This is a genomic window from Thermomonospora umbrina (assembly GCF_003386555.1).
In the GTDB taxonomy this organism is placed as follows: Bacteria; Actinomycetota; Actinomycetes; order Streptosporangiales; family Streptosporangiaceae; genus Thermomonospora; species Thermomonospora umbrina.
The window spans coordinates 2,875,795-2,894,272 of record NZ_QTTT01000001.1 but is presented as its reverse complement, the minus strand read 5'-3'; the positions used below and the strand labels follow the sequence as shown (position 1 = coordinate 2,894,272).

At 72.2% G+C, this 18,478-nt stretch carries 13 protein-coding genes; 7 read left to right on the top strand and 6 right to left on the bottom strand.

The genetic code is table 11. The annotated features are described in order from the left end of the window. Positions 1-2,215 precede the first annotated feature (2,215 nt). The 3 genes from DFJ69_RS34265 to DFJ69_RS33750 all read right to left on the bottom strand — a co-directional run bounded on the left by DFJ69_RS34265 (position 2,216) and on the right by DFJ69_RS33750 (position 4,196). Positions 2,216-2,389: a hypothetical protein gene (locus DFJ69_RS34265; protein ID WP_170177633.1), complete on the bottom strand. Its 174-nt coding sequence runs from the start codon at positions 2,387-2,389 to the stop codon at positions 2,216-2,218. Between the two features lie 688 nt (positions 2,390-3,077). Continuing rightward, positions 3,078-3,905 carry a hypothetical protein gene (locus DFJ69_RS12820; RefSeq protein ID WP_116022693.1) on the bottom strand — a complete coding sequence of 276 codons (828 nt, stop codon included), beginning with the start codon at positions 3,903-3,905 and terminating at the stop codon, positions 3,078-3,080. Positions 3,906-4,016: 111 nt separating this feature from the next. Next, positions 4,017-4,196, bottom strand: a complete 180-nt coding sequence (locus tag DFJ69_RS33750; protein WP_147312287.1) for a hypothetical protein — start codon at positions 4,194-4,196, stop codon at positions 4,017-4,019. Positions 4,197-5,367: 1,171 nt separating this feature from the next. Between DFJ69_RS33750 and DFJ69_RS35490 the strand changes: the two genes are divergently transcribed. The 5 genes from DFJ69_RS35490 to DFJ69_RS12795 all read left to right on the top strand — a co-directional run bounded on the left by DFJ69_RS35490 (position 5,368) and on the right by DFJ69_RS12795 (position 12,048). After that, positions 5,368-5,490 (top strand): hypothetical protein, encoded by a 123-nt coding sequence (locus tag DFJ69_RS35490; protein ID WP_281275843.1) that lies wholly within the window; start codon positions 5,368-5,370, stop codon positions 5,488-5,490. Between the two features lie 170 nt (positions 5,491-5,660). Beyond that, a complete protein-coding gene (locus tag DFJ69_RS12810; RefSeq protein WP_116022691.1) occupies positions 5,661-9,158 on the top strand; it encodes an ADP-ribosyltransferase in 3,498 nt (1,165 codons plus the stop codon). Next, positions 9,155-10,681: a hypothetical protein gene (locus tag DFJ69_RS12805; protein ID WP_116022690.1), complete on the top strand. Its 1,527-nt coding sequence runs from the start codon at positions 9,155-9,157 to the stop codon at positions 10,679-10,681. Before DFJ69_RS12810 ends, DFJ69_RS12805 begins: the two co-directional genes overlap by 4 nt. After that, positions 10,681-11,472, top strand: coding sequence for a hypothetical protein (locus DFJ69_RS12800; RefSeq protein WP_147312286.1), 792 nt, complete (start codon positions 10,681-10,683; stop codon positions 11,470-11,472). Before DFJ69_RS12805 ends, DFJ69_RS12800 begins: the two co-directional genes overlap by 1 nt. A 123-nt stretch (positions 11,473-11,595) precedes the next feature. Further along, positions 11,596-12,048 carry a hypothetical protein gene (locus DFJ69_RS12795; protein WP_116022688.1) on the top strand — a complete coding sequence of 151 codons (453 nt, stop codon included), beginning with the start codon at positions 11,596-11,598 and terminating at the stop codon, positions 12,046-12,048. A 4-nt stretch (positions 12,049-12,052) separates the two neighbouring features. On the opposite strand, the gene DFJ69_RS12790 is transcribed toward DFJ69_RS12795, so the two are convergent. Next, on the bottom strand, positions 12,053-13,489 hold the full coding sequence (locus tag DFJ69_RS12790) for a sugar transferase (protein ID WP_245974301.1): 1,437 nt from the start codon (positions 13,487-13,489) through the stop codon (positions 12,053-12,055). A 262-nt stretch (positions 13,490-13,751) separates the two neighbouring features. Between DFJ69_RS12790 and DFJ69_RS12785 the strand changes: the two genes are divergently transcribed. Continuing rightward, entirely contained in the window at positions 13,752-15,017 is a 1,266-nt protein-coding gene (locus DFJ69_RS12785; RefSeq protein WP_116022686.1) for an MFS transporter, read from the top strand. 12 nt (positions 15,018-15,029) lie between these two features. Here DFJ69_RS12785 and DFJ69_RS12780 read toward each other — a convergent pair whose 3' ends face one another. Further along, positions 15,030-16,910, bottom strand: a complete 1,881-nt coding sequence (locus DFJ69_RS12780) for an ABC transporter ATP-binding protein (RefSeq protein ID WP_116022685.1) — start codon at positions 16,908-16,910, stop codon at positions 15,030-15,032. 114 nt (positions 16,911-17,024) lie between these two features. Then, entirely contained in the window at positions 17,025-17,267 is a 243-nt protein-coding gene (locus DFJ69_RS12775; protein ID WP_116022684.1) for a hypothetical protein, read from the bottom strand. A 269-nt stretch (positions 17,268-17,536) separates the two neighbouring features. Here DFJ69_RS12775 and DFJ69_RS12770 point away from each other — a divergent pair, with 269 nt between their 5' ends. Beyond that, positions 17,537-18,460, top strand: a complete 924-nt coding sequence (locus DFJ69_RS12770; protein WP_116026594.1) for a serine hydrolase — start codon at positions 17,537-17,539, stop codon at positions 18,458-18,460. Positions 18,461-18,478 lie beyond the last annotated feature (18 nt).

Below are 18,478 nucleotides of genomic sequence, written 5' to 3'. Positions count from 1 at the left end.
CCCCCGGCGACTCATCCCCCCGCAACCCCGACCCGAATTCCCGCACCTCAGGCACGCCTCGCCCCAACGACGCACCACCGCGCACGAACGCCCCATCCCCTCGCCCGGACGGGCCACAAAGACCCGACACCCCAACTCCCCAAACGAACGCCCCCCAAAGCCCCACCCCCCCGACCCCTCGCACGGACCCCCCGCAAAGCCCGAGCGCCCCGACTCCTCGCACCGACGCCCCGCAGAGATCGGGCGACCCGACTTCTCGTACGGAGGCCCCGCGAAGGCCGGGCGACGCGACGCCTCGTGCGGACTCCCCGCAGAGGCCCGGCGACCCGACTCCTCGCACCGACACTCCGCAGAGATCGGGCGACCCGACTTCTCGTACGGAGGCCCCGCGAAGGCCGGGCGACGCGACGCCTCGTGCGGACTCCCCGCAAAGGCCCGGCGACCCGACTCCACGTGCGGACGGGCCACAACGTCCCGGCGATCCGGCCTCGCGTCCAGGCGAGGGTGCCTCCCGGTCGGGTGACGCACCACGCGGTGGCGAGACGCCCCCGCGTTCCAGTGACGCCGCTCCTCGTACGGGCGAGGGCGTGCCACGTCCGCGCGACGCGGGTCCTCGTACAGGTGAGCAGACCCCCGGGGGAGGTCCGCAGCGTGGGGACGCGGGCGCACCCCCGGTGGGTGCCGTGGCGCGAGGCGGGGACTCCTCTACGGGGACGCGAACGCGGGACGATGCGGGTACGACGCCGGTGCCGCCTGGGCGCGGGGACCCGCCGCCACCGGAGGGGGCGGAGCCGCGTTCGACGCAGGAGCCGGCCGGGCCGCCCGCGGACTCCCCCGTTCCGGGCACCTACTACGGGCGGACCGACACTCCGCTCCAGGCGCGTCAACGTGCCGCGATGGCGGACATCCCCAGTCACCACTACCGGCGGAACGAGCCTCCGCGGGACGGTGGCATGTCCGTCAAGAACCCGGTGGACGAGGGAGGGACCGAGCCGCCCAAGCTGGTCTGGGACGACACCGGTGGCGACGACGGCCGTGGGGCATGGGTCGAGGGCGGTGACCTCCCCATCGTCCGGGCGGACTATCTCGGCCTCCCACGGTCGGAGCTGTCCCCCTCGCAGCAGCAGGTCGACAACCTTCGCTCTCTTGTGCAGTCCCGGGCCGACGCCATCCAGCGGGTGAGAGAGGCCGTCAACGCCTACGAGGCCAACAAGTCGCCCGCCAACCGTGAAGAGCGACGACTCGCCATAGCCGAGCAGACCACCCGGGGGGAAGAGCTCGGAGAGGCCGCCGCGCGCCAGGCGTTCCAGGACATGGTGCGCGAACGGTGGCCGAACCACGACGTCGAACAACTCCTGCCACGCCCCCAGGACTCTGCGGACGGTAAGAAGACCAGCGGCGCCGGCGAGTTCGACCAGGTCTACCGAGTGACCGACCCGGAGACCGGCCGCTCCACGTACGTCGTCGTCGAGGCCAAGGCCCCCACGGCGGTCCTGGGCAGCCGAAAGTCGGACGCGGGCGACGTCCGCTTCCAGCAGGGCCGCCCGGAGTACTTCCAGAGCATCATCAACGAAATGCAGCGTCGCCCCGAAGACAGGGCCCTCGCGGCCGAACTGGACGACGCCTTCCGCGCGAACCCGAAGCAGGTCGAATACCACTACGTCCGCGCCCAAGTCGACCAGCCCGAAGGCGACGGCGCCCAACCCGCGTACGGCGGCTACATCCACCGCCAGTTCGACCTCAACGCCCCCCCACAGGCCACCCCCGCACCATCCCCCGACCCGTCCTCCACCCCCCGCGACCCCAACACCCCACCCACCCAGACAACCCCACCCACCCAGACAACCCCACCAACCCAGACCACCTCCCCGACACAGAGCGCCCAACCGACCCAAGGCGCTCCCACCCCGCCGGGCACCTCCTCCAGCCAGGCCACACCGCCAACGCCAACGCCAGACACGTCGCCCGCGCCAGGCCCCCAACCAGGTCAGGGCACGCCCTCCACATCGGGCACCTCGTCCAGTCAGGCGCCCACGTCGGGCACGTCACCCGCTTCGGGCACCCAACCGACCCAGGGCGCTCCCTCCACGCCGGGGACCTCGCCCGCGCCGGGCACCTCCTCCGGCCAGGCCACGCCACCACCCCAAACCACATCACCCGCGCCAGGCTCCCAATCAGGTCAGGGCACGCCCTCCACACCGGGCACCTCGTCCAGTCAGGCGCCCACATCGGGCGCGTCACCCGTTTCGGGAAACCAACCGGCCCAAGGCGCCCCCTCCACGCCGGGAACATCGCCCGCGCCGGGCACCTCCTCAAGCCAGGCCACGTCACCAACGCCAGGCACCACACCCGCTCCGGGCGTGACACCTTCCCAGAGCACCTCGTTCACGCCAGGCACCTCACCGACCGAGGGCACGCCCTCCACTCCGGGGACCTCTACTACGCCGGGCACGTCGTCCAGCCAGGGCACGTCACCCACCCAAGCCACGGCGCCCACGCCCGGCAACCCACAGACGCAGGGCACGCCCTCCACACCGGGGACCTCCCCCACGCCCGGTACCTCCTCCAGCCAGGCTGCGCCGGCCACCTCGCCCACTCAGGGCGCGACACCTTCCCAAGGCAGCCAGATCACGCCGGGCACCCCACAGACCCAAGGCACGTCACCGTCCCAGGGCACACCCTCCACACGGGGGGCCTCACCGGCCCAGGGCACCGCGCCCACCGGGGACAGGCCGTTCACGCCCGGCACATCACCCGGTCACGGCGTACCGTCCAGCCAGGGTGCGCCGCCCGCGCCCGGCACGTCACCGCTCCAGAGCACGTCCCCCGGTGAAGGTACGCCGCCCACCCACGGCACCCCCTCCACCCAGGGCTCGACGCCCGGTCAGGGGGCTTCGCCCAGCCAAGACGCCCCGGCAGGCCAGCCAACGGAATCGGGGCCGAATCAACCCGGACAGACTCAAGACGCGGCGGCCTCCACCCCGCCGCCCGGGTTGCCCCCACATCTGCACGACGTGTGGCGAGCGGGCACCGAGACGCCGGCGGGCAGGGCGTACTTCGGGAGCGACCAGCCGGGCCTACGGGATCTGGCGAGTCGAGTCCCGGCCGACCCGGACCGGTTCACGCTCGACATGCACGGCGGCCCGGACGGCTTGCGGCTCGGCGACCGGACCCTGTCGGTGGACGACGCGGCCGCGCTGATCCGCAACGACCCGAACTGGGGCGGGCGTCCAGTGCGGCTCATCGCCTGCGACACCGGGGGAGACTACGCGCGCCAGTTGGCCCAACGCCTCGGGGTGCCCGTCGAGGCCCCCACCGGTCTGGCCTGGACGGACCAGAACGGCCGGGTCTTCGCCAGCTCCGCGCAGCAGGAACCGGGCGGCGGTCGCACCCCGACGTGGCCCCCGGACGGCGCGTGGAACACCCACCACCCCAACGGCGACGTCACCCCGGCGGGCGAGAACGGCTTCACCGGCCCCGACCGTACGTCCGGCGACGCCCCTGAGGCCCCCTTGGCCCGCGACGCGGAAGGCCCCCCGCCACCGGACGACGACCCGCCCCGCGAGGAATCCACCACGGACCGGGACGGCGACGAGGACGATTCCGGCGAGCCCGAGCATGATTTCGACAATCCGCTCCAGCCTGCCGACATCGAGCGCAAGTACGGCATGCTCGAACGCGCCCAGGTGCATTTCCAGGCCTTCGCCGACGGCGAGAACCTCGTCATCGACGTCCGTCCGACCAATGCGGATTCGGTACGTCATCTGCACGAGGGCGCGATTCCGAAACCGCCCGAGATCAAGGCAAAAACGGTCGGCAAATGGGACCTCTACCTGAACCCCGACCTGACCGACGCCGACCTCGGCGCGGTCGCGATGTTCATGCCGGCCGACCCCGAACCGCACCGGGCGAACCTCTCCGAGGGCGACTTCGCCGCACTCGAGAAGCGTTACCGCCAGCGCCTCATCGAGTTCGGAAAGTACGAGCAGAAGATGGCCGACCTCGAGGCCGATGGCTCATTCCGGATCGATGAACGCGGCATGGTCGAGGGCTTCCGCGACGGCGAATGGCGAACGGTCGCCGGCGACAACGACCTCTGGGACATCCGCCGCCCCGACGGTTCCCGATTGAGCGACGCGGAATACCAGGAACTGATCGACGATATGCGACGCACCCAGCACATGGGCGTCGAACATGGCGCAATGATGTACTGGACCCCCGACAATCCGCACGACCACCAAGAAATCTACCTGCCCATCATCGCCGGCCATCAAGAGGGCCCCAACGGCGAACCCCTCGTCCGCTTCGCCCCCGGCGAGCCGCCCCGCCTCGTCTGGGGCGCCACCCCGGTCCCCGACCCCAACGCCCCGCCGTGGGCCACCCAGGACCCCAACCCCAACTCGCCGAGCCGCGACCATCCCCGCCCCGGCTCACCCAGCCCCCCACCACCGGACCCCACCGAACCACCCCGAAATACCCCCCCGGCGGTAGCCCCCCACGGCGATTCCACAGCCCCGCCCCAAACCGGCACCCGAACGGACGAGCCCGGAGCAACCTCTCCGCCGACCGAGCACAATGCCGGGCAGGCTCCCCAGCCGCGCCCCGTTCCGTCCTCCGAGACGCCGTCTCCGACCAACCCTCAAGCAGGGCCCCAACCCCCCACGGGCGCACCGCGCGACGCCGGCGACTCCACGCCGCCACCCCAAGACGGCACCCGAACGGACGAACGTAAAGCGCCGATCGGGGGCGACGCCGAACGGCCTTCCCAAGCAGGTCCCGTTCCGTCCTCCGAGACGCCGGCCGGGAGCGAGCCCCCGGCGGGGACCCAACCGCCTGCGACCGCAACGCGTGACCTCGGCGACTCCACAGCCCCGTCCCAGGGCGGCACCCGAACGGACGAACGTGGAGCGCCGATCGGGGGTGACGCCGGGCGGCCTTCCCAGCCGGGCCCCGTTCCGTCCTCCGAGACGCCGGCTGGGAGCGAGCCCCCGGCGGGGAACCAGCCGCCTAGGAGCGGGACGCGTGACGCCGGCGAATCCGCGCCGCCTCCCCAGGGCGGCACCCGAACGCATGGCCGTGAAGCGCCGATCGGGGGCGACGCCGAACGGCCTTCCCAAGCAGGTCCCGTTCCGTCCTCCGAGACGCAGGCTGGGGGCGAGCCCCCGGTGGGGAACCAGCCGCCTAGGGGAACGACGCGCGACGTCGGCGACTCTGCGCTGCCGCCCCAGAGTGGCGTCCGAACGGATGAGCGTGGGGCGCCGGTCGAGGGCGATGGCGGGCAGCCTTCGCAGCCGCGTCCCGTTCCGTCCGCTGAGACGTCGTCACCGAACGAGCCTCCAGCGGAGACGCAGGCTAAGGACGAGGACGATGGTGACGAGGGTGCCGGTGGAGTGCGCCCAGGTCCTGGCCCGCAGCCGACGCCTCCCGGAGGGCCTGCTCCCGGTGCGTCCGCCGAGGGGCACCCTCCTGCGGGGACCTCGCCGCAGGTGACGTCTCCGGCATCCGCCGGATCGCAGCCGCATGGGCAGCCGACGCCTCCGCCTGGTTCGACCTCGCTGGCGACGTCGCCGTCCGACATGGCGTCGTCGGGTTCGACGGGACGCGTCCCTAGTACGGGTCCGGCCGAGGGCACCGAGCCCGCGTCCGAACGGCAGGGTGACGTGCCTCGGCAGACAGGCGGCGCCCCAACGGCCCCGACATCGCCGACGGAGGGCGGTGGGCACGACTTCGACAGCCCGCTGACCAGTAGCCGGATCGAGTCGCAGTACGGCATCCCGGAACGGAACCAGGAGCGCTTCCAGGGGGTCGCCGAGCACGAGAACCTGCTCATCGATGTCAGGCCCACCAATCCCGACTCGGTGCGCTGGCTGAACGAGGGGGCGATCCCCAAGCCGCAGGACATCAAGGCCAAGACCGTCAACGAGTACGACCTGCTCCTGTGCGACCGGCTGCCCCGGGACGCCCAGGGCCTCGTCGCGCTGTTCGAGCCGACGATGCCGCAGCGCCACGAGGTCGACCTGACCGACAGCCAGTGGTCCGAGCTCGAACAGCGCTACCGCAAGCGGATGACGGAGTGGGCCTACCTGAACGACCAGATCGGGTACGGCGACCAAGAGGGCAGGTTCCGCGTCACCGACGATGCCCTGGTGCAGGGCGTGGACCGGAACGGCGAGTGGCGCCCCATCACCGGCGACCACGACATCTTCGACATCCGCCACCCCGACGGGTCCCGGCTGAGCCCTGAGGAGGAGCACCAGGTCATCAGCGACATGCGGGACCGCGACATGGGCGTCCAGCACGGCCCGCACATGTACTGGGACCCTCCCGCCGGCAGCCATGCCCGGACCGAGATCTACGAGCCCATCGTCCGCGCCCACCAAGAGGGCCCCAACGGCGAACCCCTCGTCCGCTTCGCCCCCGGCCGACCCCCGCGCCTGGTGTGGGCCGAGCCCCTCGACGCGGGCACCAACGACGCACCCACACCGTCCACCCCCACGGACACCCGCCTCACCGGGCCCACCCCTGGCACACCCCCACCCTCCGGCACCCCACCCCCCGCCAACCCCCAACCGACCCCCGCCAACGGCGAGCCCACCCCCACCGCCGGCCAGCCAACCCCGGCCGCCGGCCAACTCCCTCCGTCGCCGGGCCACCCCGCACCGTCCAGTGCCCAACCCGCTCCGTCGAGTGGCCCACCCGTTCCGAACGCTGGCCAACCCGCTCCGTCCGGCGGCCAACCCGTTCCGAACGCGGCTCAGCCCGCTTCGACGGGTGGCTCAGCCGCTCCCTCCGGTGGCCGGCCCGTTCCGTCTGGTGACTGGCCCACCTCGCCGGGTGGCCAGCCCACCCCCGCTGGCCAGCTAACCCCGGCCGGTCAGCCAACCCCGGCCGGTGGCCAACTCCATCCGTCGGCTAGTCAACCCGCTCCGTCCCGTGGCCAACCTGCTCCGTCGGGTAGCCGGCCTTCTCCGAACGTTGGTCAGCCTGCTTCGGCGGGTGGCACGTCCGATGGCCAACCCGCTTCCTCTGGTGGCCGGCCCGTTCCGCCGGGCGGTCAATTGGGCTCGTCCGGTGGTCAGCCGCCTTCGTCCGGTGGTGAGTTCGGCCCTTCCGCCGGGCGGCCCGCGCCTTCGGCTGCTTCGTACGGTGGTCGGCCGCCCGCGTCGCGGGTGGAGGGGGGCGTGCCGGTGGTCCCGGGCTCGCCGACTCTGTCGCCTCCCGCCGGCGGGCAGGCGGTCGCGTCGGGGGGTGGGCCTTTGGTGTCGCCGTCCTCGGGTGAGGGCGGACCGGCTGCTGGTGAACGAGGTGGGCCGGAGGGCTCGGACGGCGGGGGCGAGGAGGGCGCTGGTGAACGTTCCCAGGGGTTGCCCGATGGGTTGCGGGAGGTGTGGCAGGCGAGCGTGGAGACGCCTGCCGGGCGGGCGTTGTACGGGGCCGACGAGGCGGGGATGCGGGACCTGGCGCGGGCGGTGCCGGCGGAGCCGGGGCGCTATGTGCTGGACGCGCATGGGGACGTCGATGGGATTCGGGTCGGGGAGCGGCGGCTCGGGGTCGACGAGGTGGCGGCGCTCGTTCGCAACGATCCGGGGTGGGACGGGCGGACGCCGGTCATGCTTTTGTCCTGCGACGTCGGGCAGGGGGACTTCGCGGCGCGCCTGGCCGAGCGGCTGGGGGTGCCGGTCGTGGCGCCCACCACCCAGGCGTGGTCCGATTCGCAGGGCCGGGTGTTCGCCGCGACGTCGCAGCCGGGGCCGGACGGGCGTCCGACGCCGACCTGGCCGCCGGACGGGGCCTGGAACGCCCACCACCCCGGCGGCGAGGTCACGCCGGCGGGGCGGGACGGGCACATCGGCGACGTCGGGGACACCACGACGCCGCCCACCGACGCCGCCGCACGCGGCGACTCGCCGCCGGCGGACGACGCCACGTCGGACGGGGAGTCTACGGACGGTGACTCGCCTTCGGATGGGGACTCCGCGTCGAACGGGCAGACCCCGGGCGGGCAGACCCCGCGCGGAGAGACCCCGGGCGGGGACACCCGGAGCGGTCAGATCCAGAACAGCGAGACCCAGAGCGGGCAGGCCCCGAGCGGAGAGACTCAGAGCGGGGAGACCCCGAGCGAAGAGTCCCCGGGTGGGCAGACCCCGGGCGGGCAGACCCAGAGCGGAGAGTCCCCGAGCGGAGAGCCCCCGGGCGGAGAGTCCCCGGGTGGGCAGATCCCCGGCGGGGAGACCCGGAGCGGGGAGACGCCGGAGGGGGAGAGCGGGGATCGGGCCGGGCCGCGTGGGGAGTTCCCGGGTGAGGTGGGCGAGGATGGTGTCCGGAGGTTCGAGCGGGATGGGCTCGGTGCCCGGTATGGCGACGAGGTGCTCGGGGACGTGTTCCGCGCCCTGCCCCCCGAGCAGCAGCAGGCGGTGCGCGACTACACCCAGAACTCGGGGCCGTTCAACGACACGCTGCGGTTGACGGATCCCTCGGCGTTGGACGACCTGATCGCGTCCTGGCGGGACGACGGATACCGGGGCTGGGGCCTGTTCGAGGTGACCCCGGGGCGGGTTCCGACGCTCGAGGACCTCTACGCGGCCATCGACCGCCCCGATCTGACCCCCGACCAGCGGGACCTGCTGGAGCGGGTGTTCGACGCCGACGATCCGGCGCACGAGCTCGACGGCATCCTGCGGAACGAGGCCGGGATGCGCGGCACCATCATGATGGTGTTCGGCTCCTGGCCGACCCCGGAGGACGTCCACGCGCGGATCGCGATGGTCGACGACGCGTTGGCCCGGCCGCTGCCGGAGACGGTGGAGGTGCTACGGGCCCTGCAGGATCTGTCGTTCATCCCCGAGTTCGACCCCGACGATCCGGAGGCGCTCGAAGGCGTTCGATGGACGGAGGAGGGCTTCACGTCCAGTTCGCTCGGTGCCCGGTTCGCGCACATCGACGGGCTGCCGCCCGAGGTGCGGATGCGTCTGGAGGTCCCGGCCGGGACACCGGCGCTCTGGGTGGGCGAGAACAGTTTCTATCCGGATCAACGCGAATTGATTCTCGCCCGACCGCTGACCTATGAGATTTCCGAAGTGCGGGTCCTGCCGAACGGCAAGATGGAGGTACGGGCGCGGGTCGTCCCTTCGGAGTCGTCAGATAGCATGGAATCATGAGCAGCGTGCAGGGCTATAATCGCTGGCCGGTCGGCGCCGTTCGGTATCGTCCGATCATCGTCGGCGATGAGGTCGTCGGCTATCTGTGGGCCTCGGCCCACGCCGCCGGCGCGCTGCGGCGGCGGTCGGCCGACAGGGCGCTGAGCCTGCGGGCCCACCTCGGCTGGAACGACCGGCTCACCCAGGCCCATCAGCGGCGACTCGACCCGCAGGAGGCGCTGCGCCTCCTGGCGGACGAGCCCGTCCACGCCGAGCACGGGCGGTTGGGCGACCTCGCAGAGGTGCCCGACTTCGCGGATCTGGAAGAGCTGGCCAACCCGGGGAGCGGCGGCACCAAGGCCGCCGAATATCAGCGCGAGCTGGCCCTCAAAGCCGAGCGGGAAAGGCGGCACCCGTCGCCCGCCCCCGTCATTCGTCGGCCGCCCGGATATCCTCGTAAAACCGATTCTCCGGTCCTTTATGTGCCCGTGGTCAAAGACGACACGGTGCTCGGTTTCCTCTGGGCCGCGACGACCGACGATGCCGCCGGATATGTGCGGAGGGAATGGGCGGGGCCAGCGGCCTCGCAGACGTCCGTTCCCTGGCTGGACGTCCTCGCGGCGGCGCAGTCGGAGGGGCTGTCGCCGTTGCGGGCGCTGCGGCGGGCCATCGGGGCCGAGGAGCTTCCCGAGGCGGGAGCGGTCCCCGCCGGCGCCGAGATCCGCAACGCGCCGTCCCTGGCCGCGCTGCGCGAGCTGGCCCGTACCGACCTGCCCGAGGACCTCAAGCGCTTCACCGTCGAGCGGCCGGCGCTGCTGGCCGAGGGCGACCGGCTCAAGGCGGAGGCCCGCAGGCTGGAGGACGCCGGCGACATGCAGGCGTCCCACGTCGCGCGCGCCGAGCGCAGCAGGCTCCGCAAGCGGTACATCGAGTTGCTCCCCCGTGTCCGGGTGGCGCGCTGCCCGAGGACGCACCGCATGGTGGAGTGGCCGATCGACGTGGTCGACCTCAACGGCTGGTTCTGGGACCACGACGCCCCCGCCCGCCGCGCCCCCCGCGACCTGCCTCCCACGTGGCTCGCCATGACAGGGGCGATGCGGCTGGATGGCCCGGTCGCGTCCGCTCCGTTCACCGCCCGTCCCGGGCCCGGCGTCCCGTTCGTGGTGCCGCGCCTCTTGGAGCAGCCCGACGTACGTGCGGTGATCGCGCAGATCGACGTGGGTCCCCACACCGGCTGGCCCGTCACCTACTTCGGGCCCCTGCCGGGCGACCGACGGCTGGAGAACCTGTGGGGCGCGGGCGACTTCCCCATCTACGACGACGAGGGCGAGCACCTCGGGTACGGGGAGAACGAGCCGTGGCCCGCCGATTACGACTTCGACCTCGCCCCCTGGTTGGAGTCCGGGAAGCTCCTGTGGGCGGCCCCCGGTGACCACTCCTTCTCGCTGTACGGGGACCCGGCCGACTGTCCTTTCGTCGGCCTCGAAGGCCCCCGCGACCTCGCCCACGTGGAGAACGGCCACGTCCGTTACAGGAGCGTGTGATGGCAGCGGGAATGACCGAGGAGCAGCTCGCCGAGCGTCGGCGGATCCTGGACGAGGGCACCTCGCATCTGTCCGAGGCGATGCGCCTGGACGAGGCGGGCGAGGTCCATGCCGCCCTGGAGCACTGGACACGACTGCGGGCGCTCCGCAAGCTCTATCGGGCGCTGCTGCCCGACGTGCCGGTGGCGCGTTCCCCGATCTCCGGTGAGGCCGTGGTCTGGCCCATCGACACCGTCGACCTCGACGGCTGGTTCTGGGACTACGACGGCCCCGCACGACGGCAGCCGCCCGTTCCGGCCACGTGGCTGTGCATGACGGGGGCGATGCGCCTGGCCCCTAGGGTGCCCGACACGTTGTTCCCGATCCACCCCGGCCCCGGCGCCCCTTACGTGGTGCCCCGTCTGCTGGAGGCACCCGGCGTCACCGCGGTCATCTCCCAGATCGCCGTGGGGGACCACGTCGGCTGGCCCATCACCTACTTCGGCCCGATGCCCAAGGGCCGCCCCCTGGAGAATCTGTGGGGGACGCAGAGCTTCCCCATCTACGACGACGAGAACCGCTACCGGGGCTTCGACGACACCCCGCCGTGGCCCGACGACTGGGACTTCGACCTTCGGCCCTGGCTGGAGTCGGGCAGGCTCCACTGGGTCGCCCCGGGGGACGACTCGCTCACCCTTAGGCAGGGCGCGTCGGAGTGCCCGTACCTCGATCTCCCCGGTCCGCGGACCATCACGGTCATCGAGAACGGCGAGGTCCGTCGGTGGCGGCCGGGTACGGAAAGCGCGGGTTGACGACCTCGGTCGTTCGATGTGGGCACCGGATGTCCGGATCGACATCTAGGATCTCCGCTGGAGTCGGGTCGGCCGGGGAATGCCGGCGCGACGGGCGTCGCGGAAGCGGGTGGTGGTCCTCACATGTGGCGCAGCACGAGGCGGAGCGGTGGGCCGCACCGGCCCAGCGACGCCGAGATCGCGGCCCAACAACGGACGCTCGCGGGGACCTTCGTCGACCAGGTCGGCGAGGCCTTCGGGCTCGCCATCGGGTGGACCGAGGAGGACGCGCAGTTGCTGGACGGGCTGTGCGACATCCTGGTCTCCGAGCACCCCACGGAGTCCACGCTCCAGACGAACGCGCAGGTCATGGGCGCCTATCTGGGTGAGCTCATCGTCCGCAACGGCGGTGGACGCTGGGGCTGGGACGTCGCGTACCGGTCCTCCGCCGTCCTGACCAGGTTCGGCACGACGGGCTTCCCCCACAACAGGGTCTACAAGCGCCTCACCCAGGGTGTCGAGCACAGTCTCTGGGCGTTCTACCAGTGCAGCGTGACGGGCTCGGGTCCCCCGGGGAGCACGATCAGCGAGTGGTAGGCCCTCAGTAGGCCCCGGACCGGCGCAGGACCGCGTTGGCGGTTCTCCACAGGATCTGCATGTCCAGGACGAGCGACCAGTTCTCGGCGTAGTGCAGGTCGAGTCGCACCGACTCCTCCCACGACAGATCGGAACGTCCGCTGACCTGCCAGAGCCCGGTCAGCCCCGGTTTGACGACCAGCCGCCGGAACACGTCGGCCTCGTACCGCTCCACCTCGCGGCGCAGCGGGGGACGGGGGCCGACCAGCGACATGTCGCCCCGGACCACGTTGATGAGCTGCGGGAGCTCGTCGAGGGACCAGCGGCGCAGCCTGCCGCCGATCCGGGTGACGCGCGGGTCGTTCTTGAGCTTGAACAGAACGCCGTCCGCGTCCTCGAGGTCGGCCAGTTCGTCGTGCAGGTGCTCGGCGCCGGTCACCATGGTGCGGAACTTGAACATCCGGAACGGGACGCCGTCGCGGCCGATCCGTTCCTGGACGAACAGCGCGGGCCCCGACGAGGTCGACCGGATCAGCGCCGCCAGGGGCAGCATGATCGGGGTCAGCAGCACCAGCGCCAGCGCCGCGACCACGCGGTCGAAGATCGCCTTGGCGGTCGGCCGGAGTCCGCTGAACAGCTCCGGATGGCCCAGGTGCAGTAGCGGCAGCCCGGCGATGGGACGGATCGTGGTGCGCGGCCCGGCGATGTCGACCACGGCGGGCGCGACGAACAGGTCGGTCTGGGTGCGTTCCAGGTCCCAGGCGAGGCGGCGCAGCGCCACGCCGTCCAGTTCCGGGCAGGACAGCACCGCCACCGAGTCGGCCTGCGTCATCCGGACGATCTCGGCGATGCGGTCGAGCCCCTCGTAGGCGGGGACGTCCTCGTGCCGCAGGCGGTGACCGTGACCGTCGGGCAGGGTGGCGGCGACGACCTCCAGCCCGTGGTGCCCGGCACGGCGCAGCTCGCGGATGAGCCCGGCGGCCGCATCACCGTGCCCGGCGACCACCACGCGGCGCATGGAACGGCCGAGCGCCCAGCGCCGGTGCAGCCGTCTGCGGAGCCGATGGCGGACGATCAGGTTCAGCACGGCGAGCAGCGGGAGGGTCAGCGCCACATAGCCGCGGGCGATCTCCGCCTTGGTCGCGTAGGAGATGATGGCGACCGCGGCGATGAGGCTCACCCCGGCGTTGAAGATGCGCCGGTACTCGTCCGGTCCGGTGCCGAAGAAACGGGTGTCATATCCTCCGGACAACGCCAACCAGGCCAGCCAGCCGACCGGAATGCCGAACGCCAGTGCGGTGGTCGGCCCGGCCGGTACGCCGCCCGTTCCGAAGCGGGCCAGCAGGCCCAGGAAATTGGCCGCGAGCGCACAGCAGAAATCGGCCGCGACGGCCTGTCGGACATAACGATCGGTCCAGGTGATGGGTCGGTGTAGGCGATGGTGTCGAGCCGCTTGGCGCACGGCGCGAAACGTTTCTGCGGATGTCACATGGCCCCCGTGTTCACCTTTCCGTTCGGACGAGTGGAGGCTCTCACCACCCGCCTGAATCGGTAAAGGGAAGGTAAAGAGAATGTAGCCGTCAAAGGGCGTCCCCGGGGGCCGGCGGGCCGGTTACGGCCTCGCGGTGGCCGGATTCGGCCAACTCTGCTCCGCGGTGAACCGGTCTGCCCTACGTTCGGGTGCCATGGCGTCGCTTCCCGGGCCGAGGTGTTGAGCCGCACCGATGTACCTGTCCTCGAGCCGGGCGACGGACTCCGCACGCCGCGGGGGCCGTGGGCCGCGTCCCCTCCGCCGGGCGATCAGCGGCAACGTGCTGGCCCTCGGCCTGGTCAGCCTGGTCACCGACGTGTCGGCGGAGATGGTCACCGCCGTCCTGCCGCTCTATCTGGTCCTCACGCTGGGTCTGAGCCCGCTGCAGTACGGCCTGATCGACGGCGGCTACGCCGGGGTCACGGCGGTGGTGCGCCTGCTCGGCGGGCAACTGGCCGACCGCTTCGAGCGCCGCAAACTGGTCGCCGGCGTCGGATACGGCCTGTCCGCCGTCTGCAAGCTGGGGCTTCTCGGCGCGGGTTCCTCCCCGTACGCGCTGGGCGCGGTGCTGGCCGCCGACCGTACGGGCAAGGGCATCCGCACCGCCCCACGCGATGCGCTCATCACGCTGAGCAGCCACCCTCGCGACCTCGGCACGGCCTTCGGGGTGCATCGCGCGATGGACACGGCGGGCGCCCTGGCGGGTCCGTTCGCCGCGTTCGCCGTGCTGTGGGCGGCGCCGGGGGCGTACGACGCCGTCTTCGTCGTCAGCGCCTGCCTGGGCGTTCTCGGTCTCCTGCTGCTCATGCTGTTCGTCCGCGACCGGCCCGTTCGACCACGCACACGGGAGCGTCGCGCGTCGGCATCGGTGCGGGCGGCGCTCCGGCTGGTCGTCGACCGGCGGTTCGGGCCGCTGTGCGCGGCGTCCGGGCTCCTCGGCCTCGTCACCATCAGTGACGGATTCCTGTATCTGCTGCTGCAACGGGAGCTGGACCTGGCGGCGCGATGGCTCCCCCTGCTGCCGGTCGGCACCGCCGTCACGTTCCTCCTGCTCGCGTACGGGTTCGGCCGCCTGTCGGACCGCGCCGGCGCCCGCCGGGTGTACCTCGGCGGGCACCTGGCGCTGCCGGCCGCGTACGCCCTCCTCCTGTCGCCGCTCACCGGAATCGCCCTGGTCATCGGGGTCCTGGCGCTGCACGGGGCGTTCTACGCGGCGACCGACGGGGTGCTGATGGCGGCGGCCGGCCCGCTCGTGCCGGAGGCGCTGCGCACGAGCGGCCTGGCCATCCTCCAGACCGGTCAGGCGCTGGCCCGGCTGGTGTCCTCGGTGCTGCTGGGGGCGGCATGGACGTGCTGGGGGCCGGGCCCGGCGGTCATCGCGGCGGCGCTGTCGCTGCTCGTGGCACTGCCGATCGCCGCGTGGCTCCTGCGCTTCGCGAGACCGGACATCCGGGCCTGAACGGTGACGATGTCAGGCCGCCGCCGTCGAGGGCGACTGCTCGAACTGCGTGTCGTGCAACTCCTGGTAACGCCCCCCGGCGGCCATCAGCTCCGCGTGGGTGCCCCGCTCCACCACCCGGCCGGCCTCGACGACCAGGATCTGGTCGGCCGCGCGGATGGTCGACAGCCGGTGCGCGATCACGATGGCGGTCCGGCCCGCGAGGGCCTCGGCCAGCGCCTCCTGCACCGCGGCCTCCGAGGTGGAGTCCAGGTGCGCGGTGGCCTCGTCCAGGATCACCACCTGGGGGCGGGCCAGCAGCAGCCGGGCGATCGTCAGCCGCTGCCGCTCCCCGCCCGACAGCCGGTAGCCGCGCTCGCCGACCACCGTGTCCAGCCCGTCCGGCAGCCCCTTGATCAGCACCTCCAGCCGTGCCCGGCGGAGCACCTCCCACAGCTCGTCCTCGCCGGCCTCCGGCCGGGCGAGCAGCAGGTTCTCGCGGATGCTCTCGTGGAACAGGTGCCCGTCCTGGGTCACCATGCCGACCGTCTCCCGCAGCGAGTCGAACGTCAGGTCCCGCACGTCCACGCCGGACAGGCGCACCGCGCCCTCGTCCACGTCGTACAGGCGCGGCAGGAGCTGGGCGATCGTCGACTTCCCGGCCCCGGAGGTGCCCACCAGCGCCACCATCTGGCCGGGCTCGGCGCGGAAGGACACCCCGTGCAGCACCTGCTCGCCGCCGCGCGAGTCGAGCACGCCGACGTCCTCCAGGGACGCCAGCGAGATCTTGTCCGCCGCCGGGTAGGCGAACTTCACCGCGTCGAACTCCACCGCGACCGGCCCCTCGGGAACGGGCCGGGCGTCGGGCCGTTCGGCGATCAGCGGCTCCAGGTCCAGCACCTCGAAGACCCGCTCGAAGCTCACCAGCGCGCTCATCACCTCGACCCGGGCGCTGGCCAGCGCGGTCAGCGGCGCGTACAGCCGGGTCAGCAGCAGCGCCAGCGCCACCACCGCACCCGCGTCGAGCTGCCCGCGCAGCGAGTAGAAGCCGCCCAGCCCGTACACGACGGCCAACGCCAGCGCCGACACCAGCGTCAGCGCGGTGATGAACACGGTCTGCACCATGGCGGTGCGCACCCCGATGTCGCTGACCCGCCGGGCCCGTTCGGCGAACTCGGCGGACTCGCGGGCGGGCCGGCCGAACAGCTTCACCAGCGTGGCGCCCGGCGCGGAGAACCGCTCGGTCATCTGGGTGCCCATGGCCGCGTTGTGGTCGGCGGCCTCGCGTTCCAGCCGCGCCAGCCGCGCGCCCATCCGCCGGGCGGGCAGCACGAACACCGGCAGCAGCAACAACGCCAGCAGGGTGATCTGCCAGGACAGGCTGATCATGACCACCAGGGTCAGGGCCAACGTGACCAGGTTGCCGACCACCCCCGACAAAGTGGAGCTGAACGCCCGCTGCGCGCCGATCACGTCGTTGTTGAGCCGGCTGACCAGCGCGCCCGTCCGGGTCCGGGTGAAGAAGGCGATCGGCATCCGCTGGACGTGGTCGTACACGGCGGTGCGCAGGTCGAGGATCAGGCGCTCACCGATCCGCGCGGACAGCCACCGGGCCAGCAGCCCGAACGCGGCCTCGGCGATCGCCAGCCCGGCGATCACCGCGGCCAGGGTGACCACGACGCTCGTCTCGTCGCCGTCCACGATGGCGTTGACGACCTGCCCGGCCAGCACCGGCGTGGCCACCGCCAGCACCGCGATCACCGTGCTGAACGTCAGGAACGCCACCAGCCTCCTGCGATGCGGCCGGGCGAACTCGCCGATCCGCCGCAACGTCCGCCGGGAGAACGGGTGGTTCCCGTCCTTGGCGTTCACCTGACTGCGCAGTGACATCCACGCGGTCATCTGCATGTCCATCGGGCACCCCGCCTCGCTCACATCATCGGTTACGGGTACCAGAATGCGACCTCAAGGACGGTTGAGGTCAATCCCGGCTGATCGGGCGGGGTCGTGGTCCCGGCGGTCAGGCGGTCAGGCGGTCGCGCGGGTGTCCGGGGTCACGACGCCCAGGGACTTCTTGCGCTTCTTCTTTTTCTTCTTGCCGTCGCCGTCGGGCTCCCACTCGTACCCGGGGACGCCCTGCTCGCAGAACCGGTCCGCCACCTTGGTGTCGGTGGCGTCCTGTTCGCACCAGCGGTCCTCGGAACAGGCGGTGAGCGTCCCACCGGCCAGCGCCAAGGTCACCGTCAGGGCGGCGACACGTGCCTTCAGCATGAGCTGCCTTTCTCCATGATCCGGGGGAGCCCCGCCGAACGCGCCGAGCGTAACCCAGCGGCCGGTGACCGCGTGACGCGGATCCGGTGTCCGGAACGTGACACTTCACCGCCGATCACCCGAGGTCGGACGTCGGGTTCCCTTCGGGGACGGTTGTCCACAGGTTGTGGATCATTGGCTGGGCATTCTTTGTCCACAGCCTGTGGATGACGTGCGATTCCCGGGGATTCGACGGATCTGGCCGGGGCGAGATCACTACCGTGACCGACATGCGCCCCGCCCTCGCCGCCATCGCGCTCTCCCTGGCCCTCGTGGCTCCCTGGACACCCGCCCACGCCGCCGCGCCCGGCACCGACGACGCCGCTTCCCAACCCTGCGCCTCGCGACGCCACCCGGTCGTCGCGCGCCGTCTGGGCCATGCCATCACGTCCGCCCTGTCCGCGCGCACCGGCACCGAGGCCGTCGGCGTGTACGACCACCGCCGAGGGCTCACCTGCTGGGTACGGGGCGGTCGCCGCTACGACTCGGCGAGCGTCGTCAAGGTCACCGTGCTCGGCGTGTTGCTCCGCCGCGCCATGGACCGCCGCCGCTCCCTCACCTCCCGGGAACGGTCGCTCGCCCGCGCCATGATCACCCGCTCGGACAACGACGCCACCTCGCAATTGTGGCGCTCGCTGGGCCGGACCCGGCTGCAGCGCTTCCTCGACCGCGCCGCCATGACGCAGACCAGGCTGGGGAAGGGCGGCTACTGGGGCCTCACCCAGATCACCGCCCGCGACGAGATCCGCCTGCTGCGCGTGCTCACCCACCGGAACGGGCTCCTGAACGACACATCCCGGGCGTACGCGCTGAAGCTGATGTCCGAGGTGGTGTCCTCCCAGCGCTGGGGCGTTCCGGCGGGGGCTCCCAAGGGTTCGCGCATGCATCTCAAGAACGGATGGCTGCCCCGCCACGGCCGCTACTGGCGGGTCCACAGCATCGGTGCCTTCCGGGGAGGCGACCGCGATTACACGATCGTCGTCCTCACCCAGGACACCCCGTCGATGTCCTACGGGATCCGCACCATCGAACGTGTGGCACGGGCCGTCCACCGCCATCTCAACCCCGCCGACACCAGCGGCATCCCCGCCACACCTCCGGACCCCTCGTGGGAGACCTCGGACGGCTCCGCCGTGCCCGAACCCACCGGCTGACGCGTCTCCGGGACCGCT